This is a genomic window from Enterobacter nematophilus, assembly GCF_026344075.1.
Lineage (GTDB): Bacteria > Pseudomonadota > Gammaproteobacteria > Enterobacterales > Enterobacteriaceae > Enterobacter > Enterobacter nematophilus.
Map to the genome: position 1 here is coordinate 180,511 of NZ_JAPKNE010000005.1, position 20,516 is coordinate 201,026.

At 53.9% G+C, this 20,516-nt stretch carries 23 protein-coding genes; 7 read left to right on the plus strand and 16 right to left on the minus strand.

Annotation, left to right across the window (positions count from 1 at the left end; all coding sequences use genetic code 11):
- Nucleotides 1-46 precede the first annotated feature (46 nt).
- Complete coding sequence (locus OSH03_RS15200) at nucleotides 47-910, minus strand: YicC/YloC family endoribonuclease (protein WP_061096640.1); 864 nt, start codon at nucleotides 908-910, stop codon at nucleotides 47-49.
- A 125-nt stretch (nucleotides 911-1,035) separates the two neighbouring features.
- Between OSH03_RS15200 and rph the strand changes: the two genes are divergently transcribed.
- A complete protein-coding gene (gene rph, locus OSH03_RS15205) occupies nucleotides 1,036-1,752 on the plus strand; it encodes a ribonuclease PH (RefSeq protein WP_006812424.1) in 717 nt (238 codons plus the stop codon).
- Nucleotides 1,753-1,820: 68 nt separating this feature from the next.
- Entirely contained in the window at nucleotides 1,821-2,462 is a 642-nt protein-coding gene (gene pyrE / locus OSH03_RS15210; RefSeq protein WP_041911672.1) for an orotate phosphoribosyltransferase, read from the plus strand.
- 41 nt (nucleotides 2,463-2,503) lie between these two features.
- Here the strand turns inward: pyrE and slmA are convergent, their stop codons facing one another.
- From slmA to coaBC, 3 genes are all read right to left on the minus strand, one after another.
- Nucleotides 2,504-3,100: a nucleoid occlusion factor SlmA gene (gene slmA / locus OSH03_RS15215; protein ID WP_028015015.1), complete on the minus strand. Its 597-nt coding sequence runs from the start codon at nucleotides 3,098-3,100 to the stop codon at nucleotides 2,504-2,506.
- A gap of 121 nt (nucleotides 3,101-3,221) precedes the next feature.
- Nucleotides 3,222-3,680, minus strand: a complete 459-nt coding sequence (gene dut / locus OSH03_RS15220; protein WP_015570042.1) for a dUTP diphosphatase — start codon at nucleotides 3,678-3,680, stop codon at nucleotides 3,222-3,224.
- On the minus strand, nucleotides 3,658-4,869 hold the full coding sequence (coaBC, locus tag OSH03_RS15225; protein WP_266179531.1) for a bifunctional phosphopantothenoylcysteine decarboxylase/phosphopantothenate--cysteine ligase CoaBC: 1,212 nt from the start codon (nucleotides 4,867-4,869) through the stop codon (nucleotides 3,658-3,660). The genes dut and coaBC overlap by 23 nt, the downstream gene beginning before the upstream one ends.
- Before the next feature lie 173 nt (nucleotides 4,870-5,042).
- Between coaBC and radC the strand changes: the two genes are divergently transcribed.
- The 4 genes from radC (at nucleotide 5,043) to mutM (ending at nucleotide 7,235) form a co-directional block, all read left to right on the plus strand.
- Nucleotides 5,043-5,708: a RadC family protein gene (gene radC / locus OSH03_RS15230; RefSeq protein ID WP_061096637.1), complete on the plus strand. Its 666-nt coding sequence runs from the start codon at nucleotides 5,043-5,045 to the stop codon at nucleotides 5,706-5,708.
- 218 nt (nucleotides 5,709-5,926) lie between these two features.
- Nucleotides 5,927-6,163: a 50S ribosomal protein L28 gene (rpmB, locus tag OSH03_RS15235; protein ID WP_002436699.1), complete on the plus strand. Its 237-nt coding sequence runs from the start codon at nucleotides 5,927-5,929 to the stop codon at nucleotides 6,161-6,163.
- A 22-nt stretch (nucleotides 6,164-6,185) separates the two neighbouring features.
- Nucleotides 6,186-6,353: a 50S ribosomal protein L33 gene (gene rpmG, locus OSH03_RS15240; protein WP_003024094.1), complete on the plus strand. Its 168-nt coding sequence runs from the start codon at nucleotides 6,186-6,188 to the stop codon at nucleotides 6,351-6,353.
- Between the two features lie 72 nt (nucleotides 6,354-6,425).
- A complete protein-coding gene (mutM, locus tag OSH03_RS15245; RefSeq protein ID WP_266179489.1) occupies nucleotides 6,426-7,235 on the plus strand; it encodes a bifunctional DNA-formamidopyrimidine glycosylase/DNA-(apurinic or apyrimidinic site) lyase in 810 nt (269 codons plus the stop codon).
- Nucleotides 7,236-7,237: 2 nt separating this feature from the next.
- Here the strand turns inward: mutM and coaD are convergent, their stop codons facing one another.
- From coaD to rfaQ, 7 genes are all read right to left on the minus strand, one after another.
- A complete protein-coding gene (coaD, locus tag OSH03_RS15250) occupies nucleotides 7,238-7,717 on the minus strand; it encodes a pantetheine-phosphate adenylyltransferase (protein ID WP_061096635.1) in 480 nt (159 codons plus the stop codon).
- Nucleotides 7,718-7,720: 3 nt separating this feature from the next.
- A complete protein-coding gene (locus OSH03_RS15255; RefSeq protein ID WP_266179490.1) occupies nucleotides 7,721-8,491 on the minus strand; it encodes a glycosyltransferase family 2 protein in 771 nt (256 codons plus the stop codon).
- On the minus strand, nucleotides 8,491-9,765 hold the full coding sequence (gene waaA / locus OSH03_RS15260) for a lipid IV(A) 3-deoxy-D-manno-octulosonic acid transferase (RefSeq protein WP_266179491.1): 1,275 nt from the start codon (nucleotides 9,763-9,765) through the stop codon (nucleotides 8,491-8,493). Before waaA ends, OSH03_RS15255 begins: the two co-directional genes overlap by 1 nt.
- Before the next feature lie 66 nt (nucleotides 9,766-9,831).
- A complete protein-coding gene (locus OSH03_RS15265) occupies nucleotides 9,832-10,821 on the minus strand; it encodes a glycosyltransferase (RefSeq protein WP_061096633.1) in 990 nt (329 codons plus the stop codon).
- An 11-nt stretch (nucleotides 10,822-10,832) separates the two neighbouring features.
- A complete protein-coding gene (locus OSH03_RS15270; protein ID WP_266179492.1) occupies nucleotides 10,833-11,933 on the minus strand; it encodes a glycosyltransferase in 1,101 nt (366 codons plus the stop codon).
- A gap of 2 nt (nucleotides 11,934-11,935) precedes the next feature.
- On the minus strand, nucleotides 11,936-13,063 hold the full coding sequence (locus tag OSH03_RS15275) for a glycosyltransferase family 4 protein (RefSeq protein WP_266179493.1): 1,128 nt from the start codon (nucleotides 13,061-13,063) through the stop codon (nucleotides 11,936-11,938).
- Nucleotides 13,060-14,130 carry a putative lipopolysaccharide heptosyltransferase III gene (rfaQ, locus tag OSH03_RS15280; protein ID WP_266179494.1) on the minus strand — a complete coding sequence of 357 codons (1,071 nt, stop codon included), beginning with the start codon at nucleotides 14,128-14,130 and terminating at the stop codon, nucleotides 13,060-13,062. Before rfaQ ends, OSH03_RS15275 begins: the two co-directional genes overlap by 4 nt.
- A 150-nt stretch (nucleotides 14,131-14,280) precedes the next feature.
- Between rfaQ and OSH03_RS15285 the strand changes: the two genes are divergently transcribed.
- Nucleotides 14,281-15,237 carry a polysaccharide deacetylase family protein gene (locus OSH03_RS15285; protein WP_266179495.1) on the plus strand — a complete coding sequence of 319 codons (957 nt, stop codon included), beginning with the start codon at nucleotides 14,281-14,283 and terminating at the stop codon, nucleotides 15,235-15,237.
- Nucleotides 15,238-15,264: 27 nt separating this feature from the next.
- On the opposite strand, the gene OSH03_RS15290 is transcribed toward OSH03_RS15285, so the two are convergent.
- The 5 genes from OSH03_RS15290 to rfaF are packed head-to-tail and all read right to left on the minus strand — an operon-like array spanning nucleotide 15,265 to nucleotide 20,515.
- On the minus strand, nucleotides 15,265-16,476 hold the full coding sequence (locus tag OSH03_RS15290; protein ID WP_253540234.1) for an O-antigen ligase family protein: 1,212 nt from the start codon (nucleotides 16,474-16,476) through the stop codon (nucleotides 15,265-15,267).
- Entirely contained in the window at nucleotides 16,464-17,372 is a 909-nt protein-coding gene (locus OSH03_RS15295; protein WP_266179496.1) for a glycosyltransferase family 2 protein, read from the minus strand. The genes OSH03_RS15290 and OSH03_RS15295 overlap by 13 nt, the downstream gene beginning before the upstream one ends.
- A 5-nt stretch (nucleotides 17,373-17,377) precedes the next feature.
- Nucleotides 17,378-18,478 (minus strand): glycosyltransferase family 9 protein, encoded by a 1,101-nt coding sequence (locus OSH03_RS15300; RefSeq protein WP_266179497.1) that lies wholly within the window; start codon nucleotides 18,476-18,478, stop codon nucleotides 17,378-17,380.
- Between the two features lie 3 nt (nucleotides 18,479-18,481).
- Nucleotides 18,482-19,465: a lipopolysaccharide heptosyltransferase RfaC gene (gene rfaC, locus OSH03_RS15305; RefSeq protein ID WP_266179498.1), complete on the minus strand. Its 984-nt coding sequence runs from the start codon at nucleotides 19,463-19,465 to the stop codon at nucleotides 18,482-18,484.
- 3 nt (nucleotides 19,466-19,468) lie between these two features.
- The gene (gene rfaF / locus OSH03_RS15310; protein WP_116342993.1) at nucleotides 19,469-20,515 is read right to left on the minus strand and encodes an ADP-heptose--LPS heptosyltransferase RfaF; all 1,047 of its coding nucleotides are present in this window, start codon (nucleotides 20,513-20,515) and stop codon (nucleotides 19,469-19,471) included.
- Between the last annotated feature and the right edge of the window lies 1 nt (nucleotide 20,516).

Genomic DNA, 20,516 nt, shown 5'->3' on the forward strand with positions numbered 1-20,516 from the left:
TAGAAATAATAATGGGTGGCGTCAGCCGACACCACCCAAAAAGCGATTACTCAATATTCTGGATCTGCTCGCGCATCTGCTCAATCAGAACCTTAAGTTCAATCGCTGAGTTGGTCACTTCAGCATTGATAGACTTAGACGCCAGAGTGTTCGACTCGCGGTTGAACTCCTGCATCATAAAGTCCAGGCGGCGGCCTACAGCTTCCTTCTTCTTCAGGATGTTATAGGTCTCTTTCACGTGCGCTTCCAGACGATCCAGCTCTTCGGCCACGTCAACGCGCTGCGCCATCAGCACCAGCTCTTGTTCCAGACGGGTGTTTTCCAGCTGAACTTCCGCTTCTTCCAGCTTGGCGACCAGACGCTCGCGCTGCCATTGCAGTACTTCCGGCATGTGGGTGCGGACTTTGGCTACTTCAGCGCTGACGCCTTCAAGACGCTGCTCAATCATCGCTTTCAGCGCCTGGCCTTCGGTTTCGCGGGCAACGATAAAGTCGTCCAGCGTGCCGTCGAGGGCTGCCAGGATTTCAGCGGCAATGGCATCCAGATCCTGCTCACCGGCGGCCATGACCCCAGGCCAGCGCAGAATATCAACCGGGTTGATTTCACCTTCATCGCTCTGCATTTTGACCCAGTTCGCCGCATTCACGAGCTGTTTCGCCAGCTTTTCGTTGAGGATCAGTTCGCCCTGCGCGCTGGCATCTGGCTCAAAGCGCAGGTTGCATTCCACTTTCCCGCGGGTCAGACGCGTACGGATACGCTCGCGCACCACAGGTTCAAGGCTGCGGAACTGTTCCGGCATACGGAAATATGTTTCCAGATAGCGCTGGTTTACCGAACGCATTTCCCAGGTAGCGCTACCCCAGCTACCCTTGATTTCACGCCGGGCGTAGGCGGTCATACTGCGGATCATAGACATTCCCGTTTTTAAAGGAGAGATGGGGGGATTATAGCTTTCGGGGGCTTCTCAGGATAGGAATAAGCGTCCTTTATCCGTATAATGCGCAGCCACATTCGTTTCAAGCCGGAGAATCCATCATGCGTCCATCAGGTCGTAGCGCCAATCAGGTGCGTCCCGTCACCCTGACCCGTAACTATACAAAACACGCTGAAGGCTCCGTGCTGGTTGAGTTTGGTGACACCAAAGTGCTGTGCACCGCGTCCATCGAAGAGGGCGTTCCGCGCTTTCTGAAAGGTCAGGGCCAGGGCTGGATCACCGCCGAGTACGGCATGCTGCCGCGCGCGACCCATACCCGTAACGCCCGTGAAGCGGCAAAGGGTAAGCAGGGTGGCCGTACCATGGAAATTCAGCGTCTTATCGCGCGTGCGCTGCGCGCCGCCGTTGATCTGAAAACTCTCGGTGAATTCACTATTACTCTGGACTGCGACGTGATTCAGGCAGATGGCGGCACGCGTACCGCGTCCATTACCGGTGCCTGCGTGGCGCTGGCCGATGCCCTGAACAAGCTGGTTGCAGCCGGTAAGCTGAAAACCAACCCTATGAAAGGGATGGTCGCGGCGGTTTCCGTGGGGATCGTTAACGGTGAAGCGCTTTGCGATCTGGAATACGTTGAAGATTCCGCCGCCGAGACCGACATGAACGTGGTGATGACCGAAGATGGCCGCATCATTGAAGTGCAGGGCACGGCGGAAGGCGAGCCGTTCACCCATGAAGAACTTCTCTCCCTGCTGGCGTTGGCCCGAGGGGGAATCGAATCCATTGTAACGACGCAAAAAGCGGCGTTAGAAAATTGATTTTAAAGGCGACCAGTGAGTCGCCTTTTTTTTGCCTGTAAGACAGAAAAAACCAAAGGAGCGAATCCATGAAATCGTATCAGCGCCAGTTTATTGAGTTTGCGATTAATAAACAGGTACTTAAGTTTGGCGAGTTTACGCTGAAATCCGGGCGTAAGAGCCCCTATTTCTTCAACGCCGGGCTGTTCAATACCGGGCGCGATCTGGCACTGTTAGGCCGTTTCTATGCCGAAGCGCTGGTGGATTCCGGAATTGATTTTGACCTGCTGTTTGGCCCGGCCTACAAAGGCATTCCAATTGCGACGACCACTGCAGTCGCGCTGGCAGAACACCATGACCGTGACGTGCCGTACTGCTTTAACCGCAAAGAGGCCAAAACCCACGGCGAAGGCGGTAATCTTGTGGGCAGCGCGCTGCAGGGCCGCGTGATGCTGGTCGACGACGTGATTACCGCAGGCACCGCGATCCGTGAATCTATGGAGATTATCCAGGCCAACGGTGCGACGCTGGCTGGCGTGCTGATTTCTCTGGATCGTCAGGAGCGTGGTCGCGGCGATATCTCTGCTATCCAGGAAGTAGAGCGTGATTACAGCTGCAAAGTGACCTCTATCATCACCCTGAAAGACCTGATTGCGTATCTGGAAGAGAAGCCAGAGATGGCGGATCATCTGGCGGCGGTTCGGGCGTATCGCGAAGAGTTTGGCGTGTAATTGAATTGCCCGGCGGCGCTACGCTTACCGGGCCTGCGGTGCTACTGCAGCTGCGCTGCCACTAACGGCCAGCGGGCGTCAAAATCGTCCGTTGGTCGGTATTTAAATTCGCTGCGCACAAAGCGGGAGAGCATGCCTTCACAAAACGCCAGGATCTGGCTTGCCAGTAATGTCTCATCCGTATTGTATCCTTCGCCTTCACGCATTTTCTTCTCGCGCAGCACCTGGCGCAGCTGTGCTTCAATACGCTCGAAAAGCTGATTGATGCGGCCCTGCAGCCTGTCCTGCTCAAACATCAGCGCGTGGCCGGTCAGGATTCGGGTTAAACCCGGATTGCGTTCCCCAAAGCCCAGAATTAACAGCACAATCAGACGCAGACGCGCGGTGGTGTCTTTTTCGTCTTTCAGAATCAGGTTAATGCGCGTAATCAGACTGTCTTCAATAAACTCGATCAGGCTGTCGAACATTTTTGTTTTGCTGGGGAAATGACGATACAGCGCCGCCTCAGAGACACCCACAGAGGCGGCCAGTTTGGCGGTGGTGATGCGTTGACTGCCATCGCTGGATTCAAGCATCAGAGCCAGAGATTGAAGTATTTCTTCGCGACGATTCCTTTTCGCGGTTTGTTTTTCTGCCATGTTACAAAATACCCCTGAAAAATAAGCACTTGCCAGGCTGGCATCCACACAGCGACCGCAAACTGACGTTTGCGGTTTGTTATTGCGTTATGGCGCTGCGAGATACGTGTGTGTCGGGCGGTTATTTGCGCCCGGAATGGCCGAAGCCGCCTTCGCCACGGTCGGTGGCATCAAAGTCTGCCACCAGGTTAAATTCTGCCTGTACCACCGGTACAAAAACCATCTGCGCGATACGCTCGCCCGGTTCAATGGTGAAGCTGTCCTGGCCACGGTTCCAGACGGACACCATCAGCTGACCCTGGTAATCGGAGTCGATCAGGCCGACCAGGTTACCCAGCACAACGCCGTGCTTATGGCCCAGACCCGAGCGCGGCAGGATGACTGCCGCCAGAGACGGGTCAGCAATGTGGATCGCCAGGCCCGTTGGGATCAGGGTGGTGGCACCGGGAGCCAGTTCTACGGCGTCATCGAGACAGGCGCGCAGGTCAAGTCCGGCAGAGCCGGAGGTGGCATAGGTTGGCAGCGGGAATTGCTCGCCAACACGCGGGTCCAGAATCTTAACGTCGATTTTTTTCATCATAACGGGTAACGATCTCGTCCAGTAATTGTTGGCCCAGGAGTTCCTTGCGCTCAAGCGGTAAGATTTTATCTCCATCCTGCCAGAAAAGGTGCAGTGCGTTGCTGTCGCTATTAAATCCTTGCGTGGCCAGCGATACGTCGTTCGCGCAAATTAAATCGAGGTTTTTGCGGGTACGTTTTTGCCGGGCATATTCTTCCACATTATTCGTTTCTGCGGCAAATCCAACAACGTAAGGACGATGGCTTTTTAATGCGGCGACACCGGCAACAATGTCCGGGTTTTTCACCATTTTCAGTGTTAATTCATCGCCTTGCTTTTTGATTTTAGACTCGGCGATGGTCTCGGCGCGATAGTCTGCCACGGCCGCACAGCCGATAAAAATCTGCTGGCGTTGCGCATGAGCCTGCACGGCGGCTTCCATCTCCAGCGCGGTGGTGACATTAATGCGCTGCACAAAAGGTGGCGTAGGTAGCGAGACCGGGCCGCTGACCAGCGTGACGTTAGCACCGCGTTTTGCCGCTGCGACAGCAATTGCAAAGCCCATTTTGCCGGAGCTGTGATTGGTGATGTAGCGCACCGGATCCAGCGGCTCGCGAGTCGGGCCCGCGGTAATCATGATGTTGAGATGTTGCAGGTCGTTGACAGGCGAGAAATGGGCGGCGGCCATATCGACAATCGTCAACGGGTCGAGCATACGCCCTGGGCCAACGTCGCCGCAGGCCTGGCTGCCGCTGTCCGGGCCCCAGATAAGCAGGCCGCGCGAGGCCAGCGTCTCCAGATTATGCTGGGTGGCGGCATTGCGGTACATCTGCTGGTTCATGGCGGGCACAACGGCGACGGGCGCAGGCGTCGCGAGGCAAATGGTCGAAACCAGATCGTTCGCCATACCGGCCGCCACGCGGGCAATTAAATCTGCCGTGGCAGGGGCAAGAATCACCAGATCGGCCCATTTACCAAGCTCAATATGCCCCATCGCGGCTTCGGCGGCCGGGTCGAGCAGGCTGTCAGATACCGGGTATCCTGAAACCGCCTGCAGGCTCAGAGGGGTGATAAAGGCTTTACCGCCTTCGGTTATCGCGACCCGCACGTCCGCCCCGCGCTCGCGCAGACGACGCACCAGCTCCGGCGCTTTATAGGCAGCAATGCCGCCGCTCACGCCAAGAACGATTTTTTTACCGGCCAGGCTCATCATGATTCTTTCCTGTTGGGTTTCACCAGAGAGCGGGCATTTTATCACAATCCCAAATAGGGGGTGATGAAGTCCTTTATTCACTTTGCGAGGCGCTACGCAAGAACGAAACCTCAGCGTCGAGCCCCGGATTTGCCTGTGGCAGCATAATGGCAAACAGAAGGAGGCCAGGCATGGAAGAGACTGAACTGCTGCTACCACGCGAAAAAATGCTGCGTCATGGCGTCACGTTATTAAAAGATGACGAACTGCTGGCGCTCTTTTTACGTACAGGTACGAAGGGAAAAACGGTATTTACGCTGGCGAGAAATCTGATAGACCATTTTGGTTCACTACATGGTCTGCTGACAGCCGAACTGGAGGAATTTACGCACGTAGAAGGCATTGGCGTCGCGAAGTATGCCCAGTTACGGGGTATTGCTGAACTTGCACGGCGATTTTATAACGTGCAGATGGAGGAGCAAGATCCGATCCTTACCCCTGACATGACCCGCGAATTTTTGCAAAGCCAGCTATCCGGTCTGGAGCGGGAGATCTTTATGGTGATCTTTCTCGACAACAGGAACCGGGTACTGAAGCACAGCCGCCTGTTTTCGGGTACACTGAGCCACGTTGAGGTACATCCGCGTGAAATTGTGCGTGAAGCGATAAAAGTGAATGCAGCGGGCGTGATCCTCGCGCATAATCACCCCTCTGGCTGTGCAGAACCGAGCAGAGCTGACAAAGAAATCACCGAACGCATTATCAAATGCTGTCAATTCATGGACATTCGTGTGCTGGACCATCTGATAATTGGCCGCGGAGAGTACATTTCTTTTGCAGAACATGGCTGGATTTAGGCTATTTCTCGCGATCCATCGGGATCTTTGTCTGTTCGGGACTTGAGCACACCGCCGAGTCAGCGTATACTACGCCACCTTTGAGAATCTCGGGTTTGGCATTTGGGCCTGGCAATCGAGAGTTCACTTAGAACTACGCGATGACCGGGCTGTAAAGCCTGACGAGGCGCCGATACCCCATACGAAGCTCGAGCTAATTTGATTTTTGGAGAATAGACATGTCCCGAGTCTGCCAAGTTACTGGCAAGCGTCCGGTGACCGGTAACAACCGTTCCCACGCACTGAACGCGACTAAACGCCGTTTCCTGCCGAACCTGCACTCTCACCGTTTCTGGGTTGAGAGCGAGAAGCGTTTTGTCACCCTGCGCGTATCTGCTAAAGGTATGCGTGTAATCGATAAGAAAGGCATCGATACAGTTCTGTCTGAACTGCGTGCCCGTGGCGAAAAGTACTAAGTACTTAAAGAGGAAATAAATCATGGCTAAAGGTATTCGCGAGAAAATCAAGCTGGTTTCTTCTGCTGGTACAGGTCACTTCTACACCACCACGAAGAACAAACGTACTAAGCCGGAAAAACTGGAACTGAAAAAATTCGATCCAGTTGTACGCCAGCACGTACTGTACAAAGAAGCTAAAATCAAATAATTTTAGCCTCCTTGTATTGAAAAACCCCGCAACTGCGGGGTTTTTTGCATTCTGCATCTCAACGGAGGAACCATGCCTGAATTACCTGAGGTAGAGACCAGCCGTCGCGGCATTGAGCCCCATCTGGTCGGCGCGACTATTCTTCATGCTGTCGTTCGCAATGGACGACTGCGCTGGCCGGTGTCCGATGAGATCCACGCGTTAAGCGACAAACCCGTCCTTAGCGTGCAGCGCCGCGCGAAATACCTGCTGCTGGAGCTGCCTGACGGCTGGATTATTATCCATCTGGGAATGTCCGGGAGCCTGCGCATCCTGACCGAAGAACTGCCTGCGGAAAAGCACGACCATGTTGATCTGGTAATGAGCAACGGCAAAGTGCTGCGCTACACCGATCCAAGGCGCTTTGGCGCGTGGCTGTGGACGAAGGAGCTGGAAGGTCACAACGTGCTGGCGCATCTGGGCCCTGAGCCGCTTTCAGACGCGTTTAACGCGGACTACCTGAAAGAGAAGTGCGCGAAGAAAAAGACCCCGATCAAGCCCTGGCTGATGGATAACAAGCTGGTGGTCGGCGTGGGGAATATTTACGCCAGTGAATCGCTGTTCGCGGCCGGGATCCATCCCGATCGGCTGGCTTCGTCGCTGTCCGCGCAGGAGTGTGAGCTGCTGGTTCGGGTCATTAAAGCCGTGCTGCTGCGCTCGATTGAGCAGGGCGGGACCACGCTGAAAGACTTCCTGCAAAGCGACGGTAAACCGGGCTATTTTGCCCAGGAGCTGCAGGTGTATGGCCGTAAAGGTGAGCCATGCCGGGTATGCGGGACGCCGATCGTTGCCGCGAAGCACGCCCAGCGCGCCACGTTCTACTGCCGCCAGTGTCAGAAATAGCGCTACTTTAGCTTTTCCATCAGCGCCTGGTGGACGTTATCCGGCAGGAAATGGGTAACGTCCCCGTGATGGCGCGCCACCTCTTTCACCAGCGTGGACGAGATAAACGACCACTCTTTTGACGGCATCAGGAATACGCTTTCCAGCTCCGGCATCAGGTGGCGGTTCATATGCGCCAGCTGCATCTCATACTCGAAGTCTGCCACCGCGCGCAGGCCGCGAATCAGAATATTGGCCTGCTGGGCGCGGGCGAAGTTCGCCATCAGGTCGCTGAACCCGACGACTTCAACATTCGGCAGGTGAGAAATGGCATCAGTGGCAAGCTGCACGCGCTCGTTGAGATCAAACATCGGCTTTTTGCTTGGGCTGGCGGCAATCGCCAGGATCACCTTGTCGAACATGCCCGCCGCACGGGTAATGATGTCAAGATGACCGTTAGTGATCGGATCGAAGGTACCCGGATAAATCGCTTTTGTGCTCATGGCTCACGTTTTCTCTGAGTAGCCGCGGCAGAGCGCCCACAGCTCGGTGTATTTGTTGAAAGTATACTGGGCATTCACTACCGCCAGTAACCAGCCCTGCTTACCATCCAGCACGCCACCGCGCAGCAGCAGCGTTTTCAGAAACGCGCCCAGCGTGTGGGTGAAGATTCCCGTCAGCGAAGCCTTCTTGCCCCTCTGGTGACGCTCCTGCGCCCATGCGGTGGCATAGTTGAGCTGCTTTTGCTGGAAGCTGGCGAAATCACGGCAGGTCAGATGCAGCAAATCACCCGTCAGGGGGATGACCTTGGCGCCGTCGCAGGCCAGTGACTCATGGACAAGGTTGTCGTTGTACTGATAGCGCTCGCGCTCGTAGAGACGCATTACGCGATCTGGATACCAGCCGCTGTGGCGCATGAAGCGGCCAAGGAAGTAGTTGCGACGCGCGATGCTGTATACGGCGCCAGGCTGGGGTGATGAAAGCACCGCCTGAATAGCCTGCTGAAGCTCCGGCGTGATGCGTTCGTCGGTATCGAGCATCAGCACATAATCACCGGTAGCATACCCCTGCGCGCGCTGGCGCTGGATGCCATAGCCTTGCCAGTCAGTATCGGTAAAAACTTTTGCGCCCGCAGCCCGGGCGATGTCCACCGTGTTGTCCGTGCTTCCGGAGTCGAGGATAACAATTTCGTCAGCCCAGGCGACGGAGGCCAGGCAATCCGGAAGCAGGTCGGCGGCGTTTTTGGCGATCATGACGACCGACAGACGCGTAGACATTAGTGGCTCCGCTGAGGCAGATAAGGTTGCAGAAGCTGCAGCAGACGGGTGAGTGCGCCCTGATTCTGGTGCAGCACTTCGACGGCGTGGCGACCGTACCACAGGCGGTAATCTTCGTCCGTCAGAAGAGTTGATACTTCTTTGACGACCGAGTCCGCATCGGTCACGGTAATTAAACCATCGGCCTGCTGCAATTTAGCGCAGATATCTTTGAAGTTAAACGTGTGTGGACCCATCAGCACAGGAATGGCGTGGGCTGCCGGCTCCAGCGGGTTATGGCCTCCGCGCTCCACCAGGCTGCCGCCAACAAAGGCGAGATCAGCAATACCGTAGAGCAACATCAATTCGCCCATCGTATCGCCAATCACCACCTGGGTACTGCCGGAAGGGATCTCTCCGCTGCTGCGCAGGGTGAAGCTGAAGCCGCCTTTCTGCACCATTTCGCGGGCGTCTTTAAAACGTTCAGGGTGACGAGGCACCAGAATCAGCAGTAGGTCCGGGAAGGTTTCCAGCAGCTTGCGGTGCGCCTGCAGGATAATCGCCTCTTCACCCTCGTGAGTACTGGTCGCGATCCAGACCTGCCGACGCGGAGCCCACTGGCGGCGCAGCGTGATGGCGCGGGCGGCCAGTTCAGGGGTAACGGAAATATCGAATTTCAGGCTGCCGGTCACGGCAAGCTGGTTGCGCTTCAGGCCCAGGGCGATAAAGCGCGCCGCGTCTTCTTCGTTCTGCGCGGCAATCAGCGTGATTTTGCTCAGCAGGCGGCGCATAAATTTGCCCAGCTTGCCGTAGCCTTTTGCCGAGCGCTCTGACAGGCGCGCGTTGGCGATCACCAGCGGAATTTTACGGGCATGCAGCGCGGAAATCATGTTCGGCCACAGCTCGGTTTCCATCACGATAACCAGCTTCGGGCGAACGGTATTCAGGAAACGATTCATAGCGCAGGGCAGATCGTATGGGAGGTAGACGTGATGAACGTCTTTGCCAAACGCGGATAACGCGCGCTCCGAGCCGGTTGGCGTCATGGTGGTGACGGTAATCGGCAGAGACGGGTAGCGGTGGCGCAGAGCGCGAACCAGCGGGATCGCCGCCAGCGTTTCACCGACAGAAACGGAATGCAGCAAAATACCGTCCGGGGCGACTTTATTGCGGCAAAAGCCATAGCGTTCAGCCCAGCGTTTACGATACGCAGGCGCTTTACGGCTACGAAGCAACAGTCTCAGCCACACCAGTGGCTGAATGATATAGAGCAGGGCGGTATACAACAATTCCAAGCGATTATCCGTCTTTTTAGTTTCGGCGGGCAAATTCTAAGCATTTAAGCCAGGTAAAGCTATCTCTTATGCCAGATACCGTTTTAAACGGAAGTAGCGTCGGCCCAGGCGCCAGCGCAAACGCGGGCTTTTGGCACTTTTCCAGATAAGCTTCCAGATCCCGGTGTCGAAGAACTCTTTGATAATCATTGTTTTCTTCGTCTCATCCTTCATATTGTCGAAGGTATGAATGATCCCGAGCCCCTCTTTGGCGATTTGCCAGTGGCAGGCGGGGATATTTTTCACTTTATCCGGGTAACGCTGGTTAATGGCATCAAGCATCTGCAGGATTTTCATGTAGTGGCGCGCGGAGCGAATCAGCGTGTCGTCATTATCCGGCATGTGCGATACCGAGGCAGAGTGAATGTAGTAGTCATAAAAGCGTTCGCTGGTGTACTGAACGCGCTCTGCGGCAAGCAGCACCTCGGTGGTCCACGGGATATCCTGATGACGCAGGCCGGGTTCGAAATGGAAACTGTGTTTACGAATAAAATCGTGGCGATAGATATTAAGCCAGGTCACGTGCAGGAACTTACGTGAATCCAGCGCCATCTTTAGCCATGCCGGGCCCGTCATAACGCCCGTCGAGGCGAGTTTATCCTCAGGGAAGATAGGACGAGACGGTTTCTTATCATTTTCCCAGACGTAGTTGCCGTTGCAGGTGGCGACATCCAGATCCTGCGTAACGGCCATATCCAGCAGACGCTGGTACATGCCAGGTTTGAAGACGTCATCAATATCCGGGAAAGAGAGATACTGACCGGTTGCAACGGCCAGGCCGGTATTCCGCGCGATGGAAACGCCCTGGTTTTGCTGTTCAATCACCTGCATCTGCGGCAGTTTTTCACGCCAGCTTTCGACGATCTGCATTGAGCGGTCAGTCGAGCCGTCATTGACAATGATGACTTCCATGCTGTCGATGCGTTGATTCACAAGGCAGGTAAAGAACTGATCCAGAAAAGCTTCGCCGTTATAAACGGCAACCACCACGCTTAATAATGGCGCTGAATTTTGCATAAGAAACCTGATTATTTTTGATTGTCGACCAAAGCAATGTACTGCTGGCAAATGGCATTGATACCGAACGATGCAATCGTTGCATCGCCAACGACCGGCGGGGCGGTATAAATATCTACCAGGGTTTTTGCCAGTGACCCGTCATTTAGCTCTGCCAGCCCGCGCGCTAAGTCGCCGGTGAGGATTTCTGCGGGGCCACCAGGACAATTGGTACTGACCGGTGGCGTCTGGCAGATAATGGATTCCACCAGCACATTACCAAAACCTTCGCAGTCAGAACTTAACACTAAGAGGCGTGCCCCTTTAATCCAGGGGTAGGGGTTGGAGTCGAAGGGACGGAAAACCGTTTTGTTTTCAATACCCAAGCCGCGGGCAAGCTGTTTGAGCTTTTGAATTTTGGCTTCGGAGCCATTGCCCATCATGACAAGCGTAGTGTCAAGCTGGCTCTGTGCGAACGCGCGCAGAAGGCGGTCGTGGCGTTTGTGTTCATGGAAGCGGCCGACGTGGATGATGTAATCCTTCCCTTGCATCTCGAAGGGGGCATCCGCCAGACGTTGAATTTCAGGGATATCAAAAGGATTGTGGATAACCGCTTTACGCCGGAGTTTGAGAGCCAGCGTCTCGGAAAGATCTTTCAACACGGCGCCTGAGACGGCGACAACGTTTCGGTTTTCGTAGGTATGACGAATTTTAAGATGCTTAAACCAGCGCGAAAGCCCGCTGCGATGGCGAAGATAAGAGAACGAGAACATGCCATGCACGCAGAACCAGACCTTATCGCGTTCCAGCGCGCGGCAGTGCGCCACAATGCGGTCCGTTTTGTGCAGATGAGAGAACACAACGTCAAATTTTCCGCTGCGCTCAGCCCGCTCAATTGCCCGATCCAGCAGACGGGCGCGGCGCGGGATCTCCGTCAGCTTGCGCCACGGTTTTTTGCAGGTATCCTGAACCACCTGATAATCAATGCCTTCCGGGATGGCGTAATCACACACTTTCCGCAGAGAGAAAAGGGAGACCTGATGCCCCATTTCCGTTAATCCGCTGGAAAGTGTAAGAACTGTTTTTTCAGCTCCCCCACCGGGTAAACCATCAATAATCATTAGGATGCGCATTTTTAATCCAGTAATTTTTGATAAAGCGAAATAAGCTGACTTGACAGTTTTTCGGGGGTGGCGTCTTTTACCCGTTCACGTGCCGCTTGCCCCATCGTGTTATTTTTTCCCAGAGAAGGGGTGGCTGCAATTGCCTCCTTCAATGTGCTGATATCCAGGGCGTCACAATAAAATCCGTTCTGGCCTTGCTGAATAAATTCAGCGCCTCCGCAGCTCTCTGAAGTAATGACGGGCAAGCCGCAGGCCATCGCTTCAAGAATGACGTTTGGAAAGGGATCATACAGCGTTGGCAACAGTAAACCATCGGATAGCTGATAAAAAGGCAGCGTTTCTTTCTGCATCCCCAGGAAACGGATTTGCCCTTCGCAGCCTAATGAACGGGCGAGGTCACGATAACGATGTTCTGCTTTATCCTGTCCAACCACAATCAGCCAGGCTGAAGTTCCTGCGATAGCGCGTATGGCGCTGGCCAATCCTTTTCGTTCAAATCCCGATCCTACAAAACAGAACACCACGGCATCGGCTGGCAAACCAAATTGCTGACGCAGCGCGGCACGCTGTGCTTCCTGGGCCGGAACGAAGCGGCTGGAATCAATTGAATTATAAATCACATGTATTTTTTTTGCGTCAATATCAAAGTCTTCAACGATTTCGCGTTTAATCATCTCCGCATTACAGATAACCGCTTTCAGCTCTGGCGCCTGATACATTTCACGCTCGGCGCGCATCACGTAGCGGTGATAGCGATCGACCATCAGCATCTGCGCGCGCCAGGCGGGCAGAATGCGCGCACGCTGCAGCAGCCAGCGGCGATGAACGCCATCGCCTGCGCGGTAGATATCACAGCCCGGAATACGCTCGTGGCTTTGCACAATATCAAACTGCTGCTGTTGCCACAGCGCCCGGGCGGCATGGGCAAAACCACGCTCGCGGCTGATGCGGCCCCATTTGCGCGGGTCGCAAATATGGATATGCCAGTCGGCCTGCTTTTCGCCCTGCCATTCACGCGTAATGACGTTGAGTTCAAGATTCTGGTTGCTCAGCGCGGTGAGCGCACGCGAAACGAAGCGCTCCGCTCCGCCATCAGGGCGATATTTTTGGCGAACAATCGCCAGACGATGGTGTTTCATGACAAATATCTCCTTGCAGCGGAGACGACAGCATCAACAGGAATGGCGTCGAGATAGCGTTCTTTCGTTTTGGTATCAATAGCGTCGGGATCGGGAAGGGGACCGTAGTCGCCAGCCCAGATGACTTCACCGTTGACCTGCCATGGAGACCAAAACGTCAGTTTGGAAGGGCCAAACAGCGCCACGCAGGGCGTCTGCAGCGCGGCGGCCATATGCATCGGAACGGAGTCAACGCCAATAAAAAGACACGCGTGATCGATGAGTGAGGCCAGCTGGCGCAACGTGAGCTGGCCCGCCAGCGAGACGACTCCCGTCTTCGGTGAGGCGGCGAGAATGCGATCGATCATCGCCAGCTCTTTTTTATCCGGCCCGGCCGTCAGTACAACGGTATGCCCATCCTGCTGCAGCGCGGTGATGGCTTCCGCCATTTTGCTCTCATCCCAGCATTTGAAGAACCAGCGTGACGTTGGCTGAATGACGATGTAGTTATCGCCCACTTCTTTTTGCACCAGCTGCTGGCGGGCGTGGTGCCAGTCTTCTGCGCTGTAGGCCATGGTAACAGCTGGCTCAGGCGCGACCTGTAATGGCGACAGAATGGAGAGATTTTGTTCGACGGTGTGCAGGGATTTGTGATTTGCAACAGAGACTAATTCGCTATGACAGAAACGCCAGAAGAGATTGTTGCGTTTGTTAAAGGCGAATCCGAGGCGAACCGGCGCACCGGTGAAGCGGGTGACGATAGCGCTACGCCACTGATCGGCAAGATTAATCACCAGATGATAATGTTGCTTTCGTAACGCGCAGAGCAGCTGCCACTCCTTTTGGAGGTGCTTTAACGTGCCCAGCTGCTTCCATTTACGATCGATGCCATAAATAGTGCCAATTGCCGGATGTGCGGCGAGCATATCGCGCGTTTCTTCATACAACAGCACGTCAATTTGCGCGTGTGGCCATTTTTGACGTAACGAATCAATGACGGGGGTAGTCAATAACATATCGCCATGATGGCGGAGTTTGATCAGTAAAATGCGCAAATCAGGCGTGTCAGGTAAGTTATTCATCATCATCTTATCGGCGTTGTACTGTTGGCAATTCTAATAGACCTGGTAGCGACTTGCACTCTTTCTCCATAATCTCAGGAATTTCCCAGGAAGGGTTTACTCATGCTTCGGTGAGTGCGTAACATAGCGCTAACTTCCCTGTCATGCGGACTCATTATGAAAAAACCAGCGTTTATCATCACGATTGATACTGAGGGCGATAATCTCTGGCAGAATCACCGCGTCATTAAAACGGAAAACGCGCGCTACCTGGCCCGCTTCCAGGCCCTTTGTGAGCGTTTTGGGTTTAAGCCCGTATGGCTGACAAACTATGAGATGGCAATCGAGCCCGTTTTCATTGAATTCGCCAGGGACGTGATTGCTCGCGGGCAGGGGGAGGTGGGAATGCACCTTCACGCATGGAATAGCCCCCCTGAGCACGATCTCACGGGAGATGACTGGCGATGGCAGCCGTATCTGATTGAATTTTCAGACGAGGTGATGCGTGAGAAAGTACTGTTCATGACCCGTCTGCTGGAAGAGACATTCCAGACCAAAATGCTGAGCCACCGCGCCGGTCGTTGGTCATTTGATAGCCGCTATGCAAAATTGCTCGTTGAGCTGGGCTACCAGGTTGATTGCTCCGTGACGCCGCGCGTGAACTGGCGCAACGCGAAAGGCGCCCCGCAGGGCAATGGCGGAACGGATTATCAGCATTTTCCCGACCATGCCTATTTTATGGATTTAGATACTATTTCCAGGGCAGGTAATAGCCCCTTACTCGAAGTGCCGATGAGCATTCAGTATAAACATCCGGCCTGGCTGAATACGATCAAAAAGGGATACGATCGGCTTCGCGGTAAATATCGTTCGCCCTCCGTGAACTGGCTACGACCGACCGGTGGCAATGCCTCGCAGATGATTCAGGTGGCGCAGCAATGCCTGTCGCAGGGGCAGGATTACGTGGAGTTTATGCTGCATTCCTCGGAATTTATGCCGGGTGGAAGCCCCACGTTTAAAGATGAGGCGGCGATTGAAGGGTTGTATCAGGATCTGGAAATGCTCTTTAGCTGGTTATCCGACAAGACGGTTGGGATGACGCTGGCGGAGTTTTATCAGTACAAGAAAAAATAATGCCCGCATGGCGGGCATTATCGCTTATTAACGTTGTCTGGTTTGCGAGAGTGGAGTGCTCAGGGCAAACACAGTAACAAAAAATATTAAGGCTTCTGAACTCAATAAAATGACGTCCGTCAGACCATAGAGTAATAAAAGAAGCATCGTTGTCAGCAGCAAACCATTTCTGTTTTTAAGTGCGTGAGCGAACATCGAGACGAAGAAAAAGAGTAATATCGCTATACCCGGAAGCCCTTGCAGAGAGTATTTTTCGATAAATTCATTGTGTAGATGTATTTTTAAATAGCCAAGTGCACTGATTAGATTAGGATGTCCATCATTAATATAATGCTGCGTCCAGAAATACCTTTCTTCTAATGATTGCCCTAATGGATGTGCAAGCCCATTCTGAATACCTACATTCCACATGGTAAAACGAGAGCCAAGTGAGGTGCTGTCAACACCACTTTCATATTTCTCAAGTTCAGCCTGTGCTTGCATAATCTTGGGTGAAATTAATGGCTTGTAACTAACGATAACTACACCTGCCACAATACATAAAAAAATCAGCATTGATTTTAGGTGAATTCTTCTGAAGTGGTAGAGCGTGAGCACAATCGCCAGAAGCAAATACAGCCCCATTGCGGCCCGTGTACCCGTTAAGAGAATGACAAAATAAGATATTAAGACGATGAGCCCTGCAGCAGCATACAGCTTTATGTTTTTTTGTAGGTAAAGGCCATATACAAACGCCAGTGATAGGACAGAGTAAACATAGGCCGACACGGTCGCACGATTTATGGCCATCTCGATACGCCCCATACCTTGCGAGGCCTGCCATAAGCCATAGCTAGTGGCAAGTACAAACCCCGCGCCAGAAGCGTATAAGAAATATCTCTGAAAGGATGCTTTATCAATGTAAGACTTAAACCGGTCAAGATAAAAAACGAGAATGCTCGATAAAATCAGTTTTTTACTGGCGCCCAGATAATCGCTGTAAGCATTTAAACCTTCGCTGTGATATTCGTACACCATATACCAGACAAGATTGAGCAGCCCAATCAGCAAAATGGGTAGCGCGATTGAAAAGGGGCGCAGGGTAATTTTTTTATATTCGCAAGCTAAGCCGATAATGCTGGCATAAACCGCAATATAGAAAAATTCGCGTTGTTTACCTGAGCTCAGCAGCGCCAGTGCAAACGAAATGAGGCTCAAAATCAGCGTCAGCTGATAGAGCCGCAGTTTTACTTTTTCCATAATGCCTCAATGACCCTTTTTTTGTAGCTGAAACGTACATCTCTGGAGAAGAAAAAAGAGAAAGAATAAAGTGCATTCACCCGCTGCTTAACCAGTTTGAGCTGCGGGTCGGTCAGATGTTGCCGATGGTTACTGTAGATATCAAACCAGTGGCAATCAACAAGATGCTTAAACGAGTGCGGGAATGTTTTTTCCATCTGTAACGTACATTCAACGAGCGTAGTGATTTTACCGGCGTCGAGACGGCTCGATAAACTGTCGCTGCGTTTGATGTAATAATAGTGCCCCTGACGCTGGTAGAATATTTTACCCGCTTGCATCAGCATGCCGGGAAATACCGCGAAATCCTCATAACAGACCATTGAAGGGATCGGATTGCTTGCATACAGTTTGCGATGCACGAATTGCCCGATGAGATGCGCCTGAAAATCTTTGTGCTGTAGGAAACGCTTTATTGCATCGCTTTGCGACAATATGGCAGGCGTGAATCCCTGCCAGTCGGAGGTGATTTTCCGCATGTCCCGTATTTCCAGCAGGCGCGTCAGCAACATATCAGGCCGCTCTGCTTTCAGGAATGCGACGGCGTCCCGGATGCTGCCTGGTTTCAACAGGTCATCGCTATCCAGCATCGTAATGTATTCGCCTGATGCGAGAGAGACCGCACCGTTTCGAACATGTCCTACGTTACGATACTCAACGTATTGGGATTGCGCATGCGGAAGCTTTGGCAACCACGCCTCAATAATATCCTGTGTGGAATCATTGGAACTGTCGTTAACGATAATAACTTCTACATCATCGCCTGTATTCTCGATCGCGTTTTGCAGACTTTCCAGCGTGGCGTGAAGCGTGTTTTCGGCATTATGTGCGGCAATAATGATGCTGAGAAAAGCCATAGTAATTAGTTTCCCTGAGCATCAAAGGCAGAATTTGCTGTTGGCAGTCCGCAAATGAAATGTTTGAGTTCGTCCAGCGATTCATCTGTTACCGCGAAGAGTTCTTCCCGGCCTTGTGAGAAATAATAGCGAGTTTCAAAGACATACGAGCAAATGTTGTCATCGTTGCCAATCAGCAGCACGTTGCCAAGCGGGCGCTGCTCATAGTGACAGCACGGACCGAACAGTAAGACGACCGGCACTCCTACTGCATCGGCGATGTAGACATTTCCGGAGTCGGATGCGATATAGCAGTCCATCTTAGAAATGACCCACGGAAGCTCTTCAAGCGAGATCTTACCAATCAGATTAATAAAGTTGGGCAGTTCACCGTAAGCGCGGGTGATGTCATCCATCCACGACTGTTCATTCGGAGCACCAAAGACATAAAACTCGCAGGGCAGGTCGGCGAGACGATCGGCAATTTGCTTCCAGATGACCGGCGGAACGGTTTTTGCTTTATTCCCCGCGGCTACGCTAATGCCAATGCGGATCGCGCCGGGTTTATCAAGGATTACCGGGTAAGTCGCGGGTTTAAACAGGGGCTTTGTGGCGTGCTTTGGAGAGTCTTGCCACGTCAACGAACGGTCGGCCAGCTTCAGGTAATTGGTCACTGATAGCGTTTTTTTGCCGTGCTCAACGGTACCGTCGGCGGTGAGATAGAAAATCCCGTGATACCACCTGCGCGTGTATGTGCTTAAAAATTGCTTGTTTTTGGCGTTACAAACGGCGGCGAAAAAGAGATTCACGCTGTTAGGCTGCAGGAGATAGACGTTGTCATACCGGTTCATGATCCTGCAGGCAAAGCGAAGCTTTCGCCACAGGTTACGCTTATGCTGCTCGATAAAAAAAATCTCTTCGATCGTCTCATCATGCTTCGCCAGCGCGCCTACGCTGCGGCTGATGAGCACGTCGCTTTTCTGCAGCCACGCCAGAAGAGGCGTTGCATTAACAAAATCGCCGATTTTGGCTGTCTGAATGACCAGGTTTTTCCCTGTCTCTTTGCGGAACAGCTTCCGGATAAGCTTCACCGGAAAGAGTAAAATCAGCAGAAATACGTAACTCATGGGTTAAATATCCCTGTTGGAAAGCCAACGGTTGCCCTGTAAAAATGAAAAAATCTCATCTGCGCTGATATCCTTCGTTTGCTGAGTCGGGCTGACCATCTGATGCTGGTTTTTGCCATAGCCCCCGATCAGGCCGGGATCGGTCGGGCCAAAAAGGGTGATATTTGGACGATCCAGCGCCGCGGTTAAATGGCTTAAACCCGTATCCACGGAAACGACGGCGTTAGCGCCTGCCAGCTCTGCGGCAACCTGCGCCAGCGTGAGTTTGGGTAAAACCTCAACGTGGGTATAGCCTGCTGCCAGACGCTCCGCACGCTGCCGCTCATGCTCAGCGCCCCACGGGAGTTTAATATGGATACCGGAAGGTTGCATTAGTTCAATCAGCCTTCGCCAGTGCGTTTCCGGCCAGTGCTTATCGTCACGCGTTGTGGCATGCAGGAAGACAAGATAAGGCTGGGCACAGGGATCTGTATTGCGCAAAAAGTGCTGCGCAATGGCGTAGTCGCCCTGCGCTTCCGGTTTCGCATAGCCGAGGCTTTTCGCAAACAGCTCGCGGGTGCGTTCTACGGCGTGCTGCTGCTTTGCGATGTGGTGGCGGCGGTTATAGAACAGGCTCGCCAGCGGTTCGCGGGCGGTGTGCCAGTCCATGCCGTGCTTTACGCCGTGCGCCAGACGCGTGACCAGCGCGGCGCTTTTCACCAGCCCCTGGGCGTCGATGATTGCGTCGTAGCGCTGCGCCTGCACCGTTTCACGGAAGGCTTTACGCTCGGCTTTAATCGGCGCGGAGAACCACGCTTTGCGCCAGCGGCGAATCGCGACCGGGATCACGCGGTCTACCGCTTCATGCCAGGTGGGGATCTGCGCGAAGCCTTCTTCTACTACCCAGTCAAAGCGGATGCCGGGAATGGCCCGCATAGCGTCCGTCAGCGACGGCAGCGTATGCAGCACATCGCCCATTGAGGAGGTTTTAACGATCAGTACCCGCATCCGTTATCCTTCTTCGCTCAATAGCAGTTCGTTGAGCTCTTCGAGAACGCGCTGCGGGGTAATGTCGATCAGGCTCTGATGGTAGCCTTCAGCGGCATCGCCTTTACGTACCTTGTGGTAGCCGGTGATCAAACGGATTACGCGCGCCTTGTGCGACAGCGGCGGCGTGAAGTCCGGGCTGCTTGGGCCATACAGCGCAACCAGCGGACGATCCAGCGCGGCGGCGACGTGCATCAGGCCAGAGTCATTGCTGACCACGGCCTTACAGGCGGCAATCAGGATAACCGCCTGCTCGAGCTGCGTTTCCCCAGCCAGGTTACGGCACCAGGCCTGCTGCTCGTTGCTCAGCGTGGCGAGAATTTCGTTGCCCGCCTCGTGGTCCTTCGCCGAGCCAAACAGCACAATCTGATAGCCTTCGTCGATCAGCTGTTTCGCCAGTTCGGCGTAGTGGTAGTGCGGCCAGCGTTTTGCCGGACCAAATTCCGCGCCGGGGCAGAAGCCAATCATCGGGCGTTCAGACGAAATGCCAAACGCGTTGCAGGTGTGGGATTTCTCCCCGTCGTTAACCTGCAGCTGCGGCCACAGCAGCGGCTGAGGCAGGTCTTTCGCGCTGCGCATCACCCCTTTGTCGTAGGCCAGCGCCACGTAGCGCTCCACCATCAGCGGCCAGGCCTCTTTATCCAGCACCCGCGCGTCGTTCAGCAGGCCGTAGCGCATTTCGCCGCGCCAGCCGGTACGATGCGGGATGCCCGCAAAGAAAGGCACCAGGGCGGATTTAAAGGAGTTTGGCAGGACATACGCCCGGTCGTAGCGCTTCTCGCGCAGGCTGTGACCGAGCTTGCGGCGTTCGCCGATTTCCAGCGCCCCGTGGCCAAGCGGCATCGGGATCGCCTCGTTCACTTCCGGCATACGCGATAGCAGCGGACGGCACCAGGCGGGTGCCATCACGTCGATTATCGCCTGGGGATAACGCGCCTTGAGCGTGCGATAGAGACTTTGCGACATCATCATGTCGCCCACCCATGACGGGCCGATCACCAGAATCTTCATA

Coding starts and splice junctions, on each gene's coding strand:
- rph (WP_006812424.1), top strand. CDS start 1,036: ATGCGTCCATCAGGTCGTAGCGCCAATCAGGTGCGTCCCGTCACCCTG.
- coaD (WP_061096635.1), bottom strand. CDS start 7,717: ATGAGCACAAAAGCGATTTATCCGGGTACCTTCGATCCGATCACTAAC.
- OSH03_RS15285 (WP_266179495.1), top strand. CDS start 14,281: ATGAAAAAACCAGCGTTTATCATCACGATTGATACTGAGGGCGATAAT.
- rpmB (WP_002436699.1), top strand. CDS start 5,927: ATGTCCCGAGTCTGCCAAGTTACTGGCAAGCGTCCGGTGACCGGTAAC.
- OSH03_RS15265 (WP_061096633.1), bottom strand. CDS start 10,821: ATGCAAAATTCAGCGCCATTATTAAGCGTGGTGGTTGCCGTTTATAAC.
- rfaF (WP_116342993.1), bottom strand. CDS start 20,515: ATGAAGATTCTGGTGATCGGCCCGTCATGGGTGGGCGACATGATGATG.
- coaBC (WP_266179531.1), bottom strand. CDS start 4,869: ATGAGCCTGGCCGGTAAAAAAATCGTTCTTGGCGTGAGCGGCGGCATT.
- rfaQ (WP_266179494.1), bottom strand. CDS start 14,130: ATGATGATGAATAACTTACCTGACACGCCTGATTTGCGCATTTTACTG.
- radC (WP_061096637.1), top strand. CDS start 5,043: ATGGAAGAGACTGAACTGCTGCTACCACGCGAAAAAATGCTGCGTCAT.
- rfaC (WP_266179498.1), bottom strand. CDS start 19,465: ATGCGGGTACTGATCGTTAAAACCTCCTCAATGGGCGATGTGCTGCAT.
- OSH03_RS15300 (WP_266179497.1), bottom strand. CDS start 18,478: ATGAGTTACGTATTTCTGCTGATTTTACTCTTTCCGGTGAAGCTTATC.
- OSH03_RS15290 (WP_253540234.1), bottom strand. CDS start 16,476: ATGGAAAAAGTAAAACTGCGGCTCTATCAGCTGACGCTGATTTTGAGC.
- OSH03_RS15270 (WP_266179492.1), bottom strand. CDS start 11,933: ATGCGCATCCTAATGATTATTGATGGTTTACCCGGTGGGGGAGCTGAA.
- rpmG (WP_003024094.1), top strand. CDS start 6,186: ATGGCTAAAGGTATTCGCGAGAAAATCAAGCTGGTTTCTTCTGCTGGT.
- pyrE (WP_041911672.1), top strand. CDS start 1,821: ATGAAATCGTATCAGCGCCAGTTTATTGAGTTTGCGATTAATAAACAG.
- OSH03_RS15200 (WP_061096640.1), bottom strand. CDS start 910: ATGATCCGCAGTATGACCGCCTACGCCCGGCGTGAAATCAAGGGTAGC.
- OSH03_RS15275 (WP_266179493.1), bottom strand. CDS start 13,063: ATGAAACACCATCGTCTGGCGATTGTTCGCCAAAAATATCGCCCTGAT.
- slmA (WP_028015015.1), bottom strand. CDS start 3,100: ATGGCAGAAAAACAAACCGCGAAAAGGAATCGTCGCGAAGAAATACTT.
- dut (WP_015570042.1), bottom strand. CDS start 3,680: ATGATGAAAAAAATCGACGTTAAGATTCTGGACCCGCGTGTTGGCGAG.
- OSH03_RS15295 (WP_266179496.1), bottom strand. CDS start 17,372: ATGGCTTTTCTCAGCATCATTATTGCCGCACATAATGCCGAAAACACG.
- OSH03_RS15255 (WP_266179490.1), bottom strand. CDS start 8,491: ATGTCTACGCGTCTGTCGGTCGTCATGATCGCCAAAAACGCCGCCGAC.
- mutM (WP_266179489.1), top strand. CDS start 6,426: ATGCCTGAATTACCTGAGGTAGAGACCAGCCGTCGCGGCATTGAGCCC.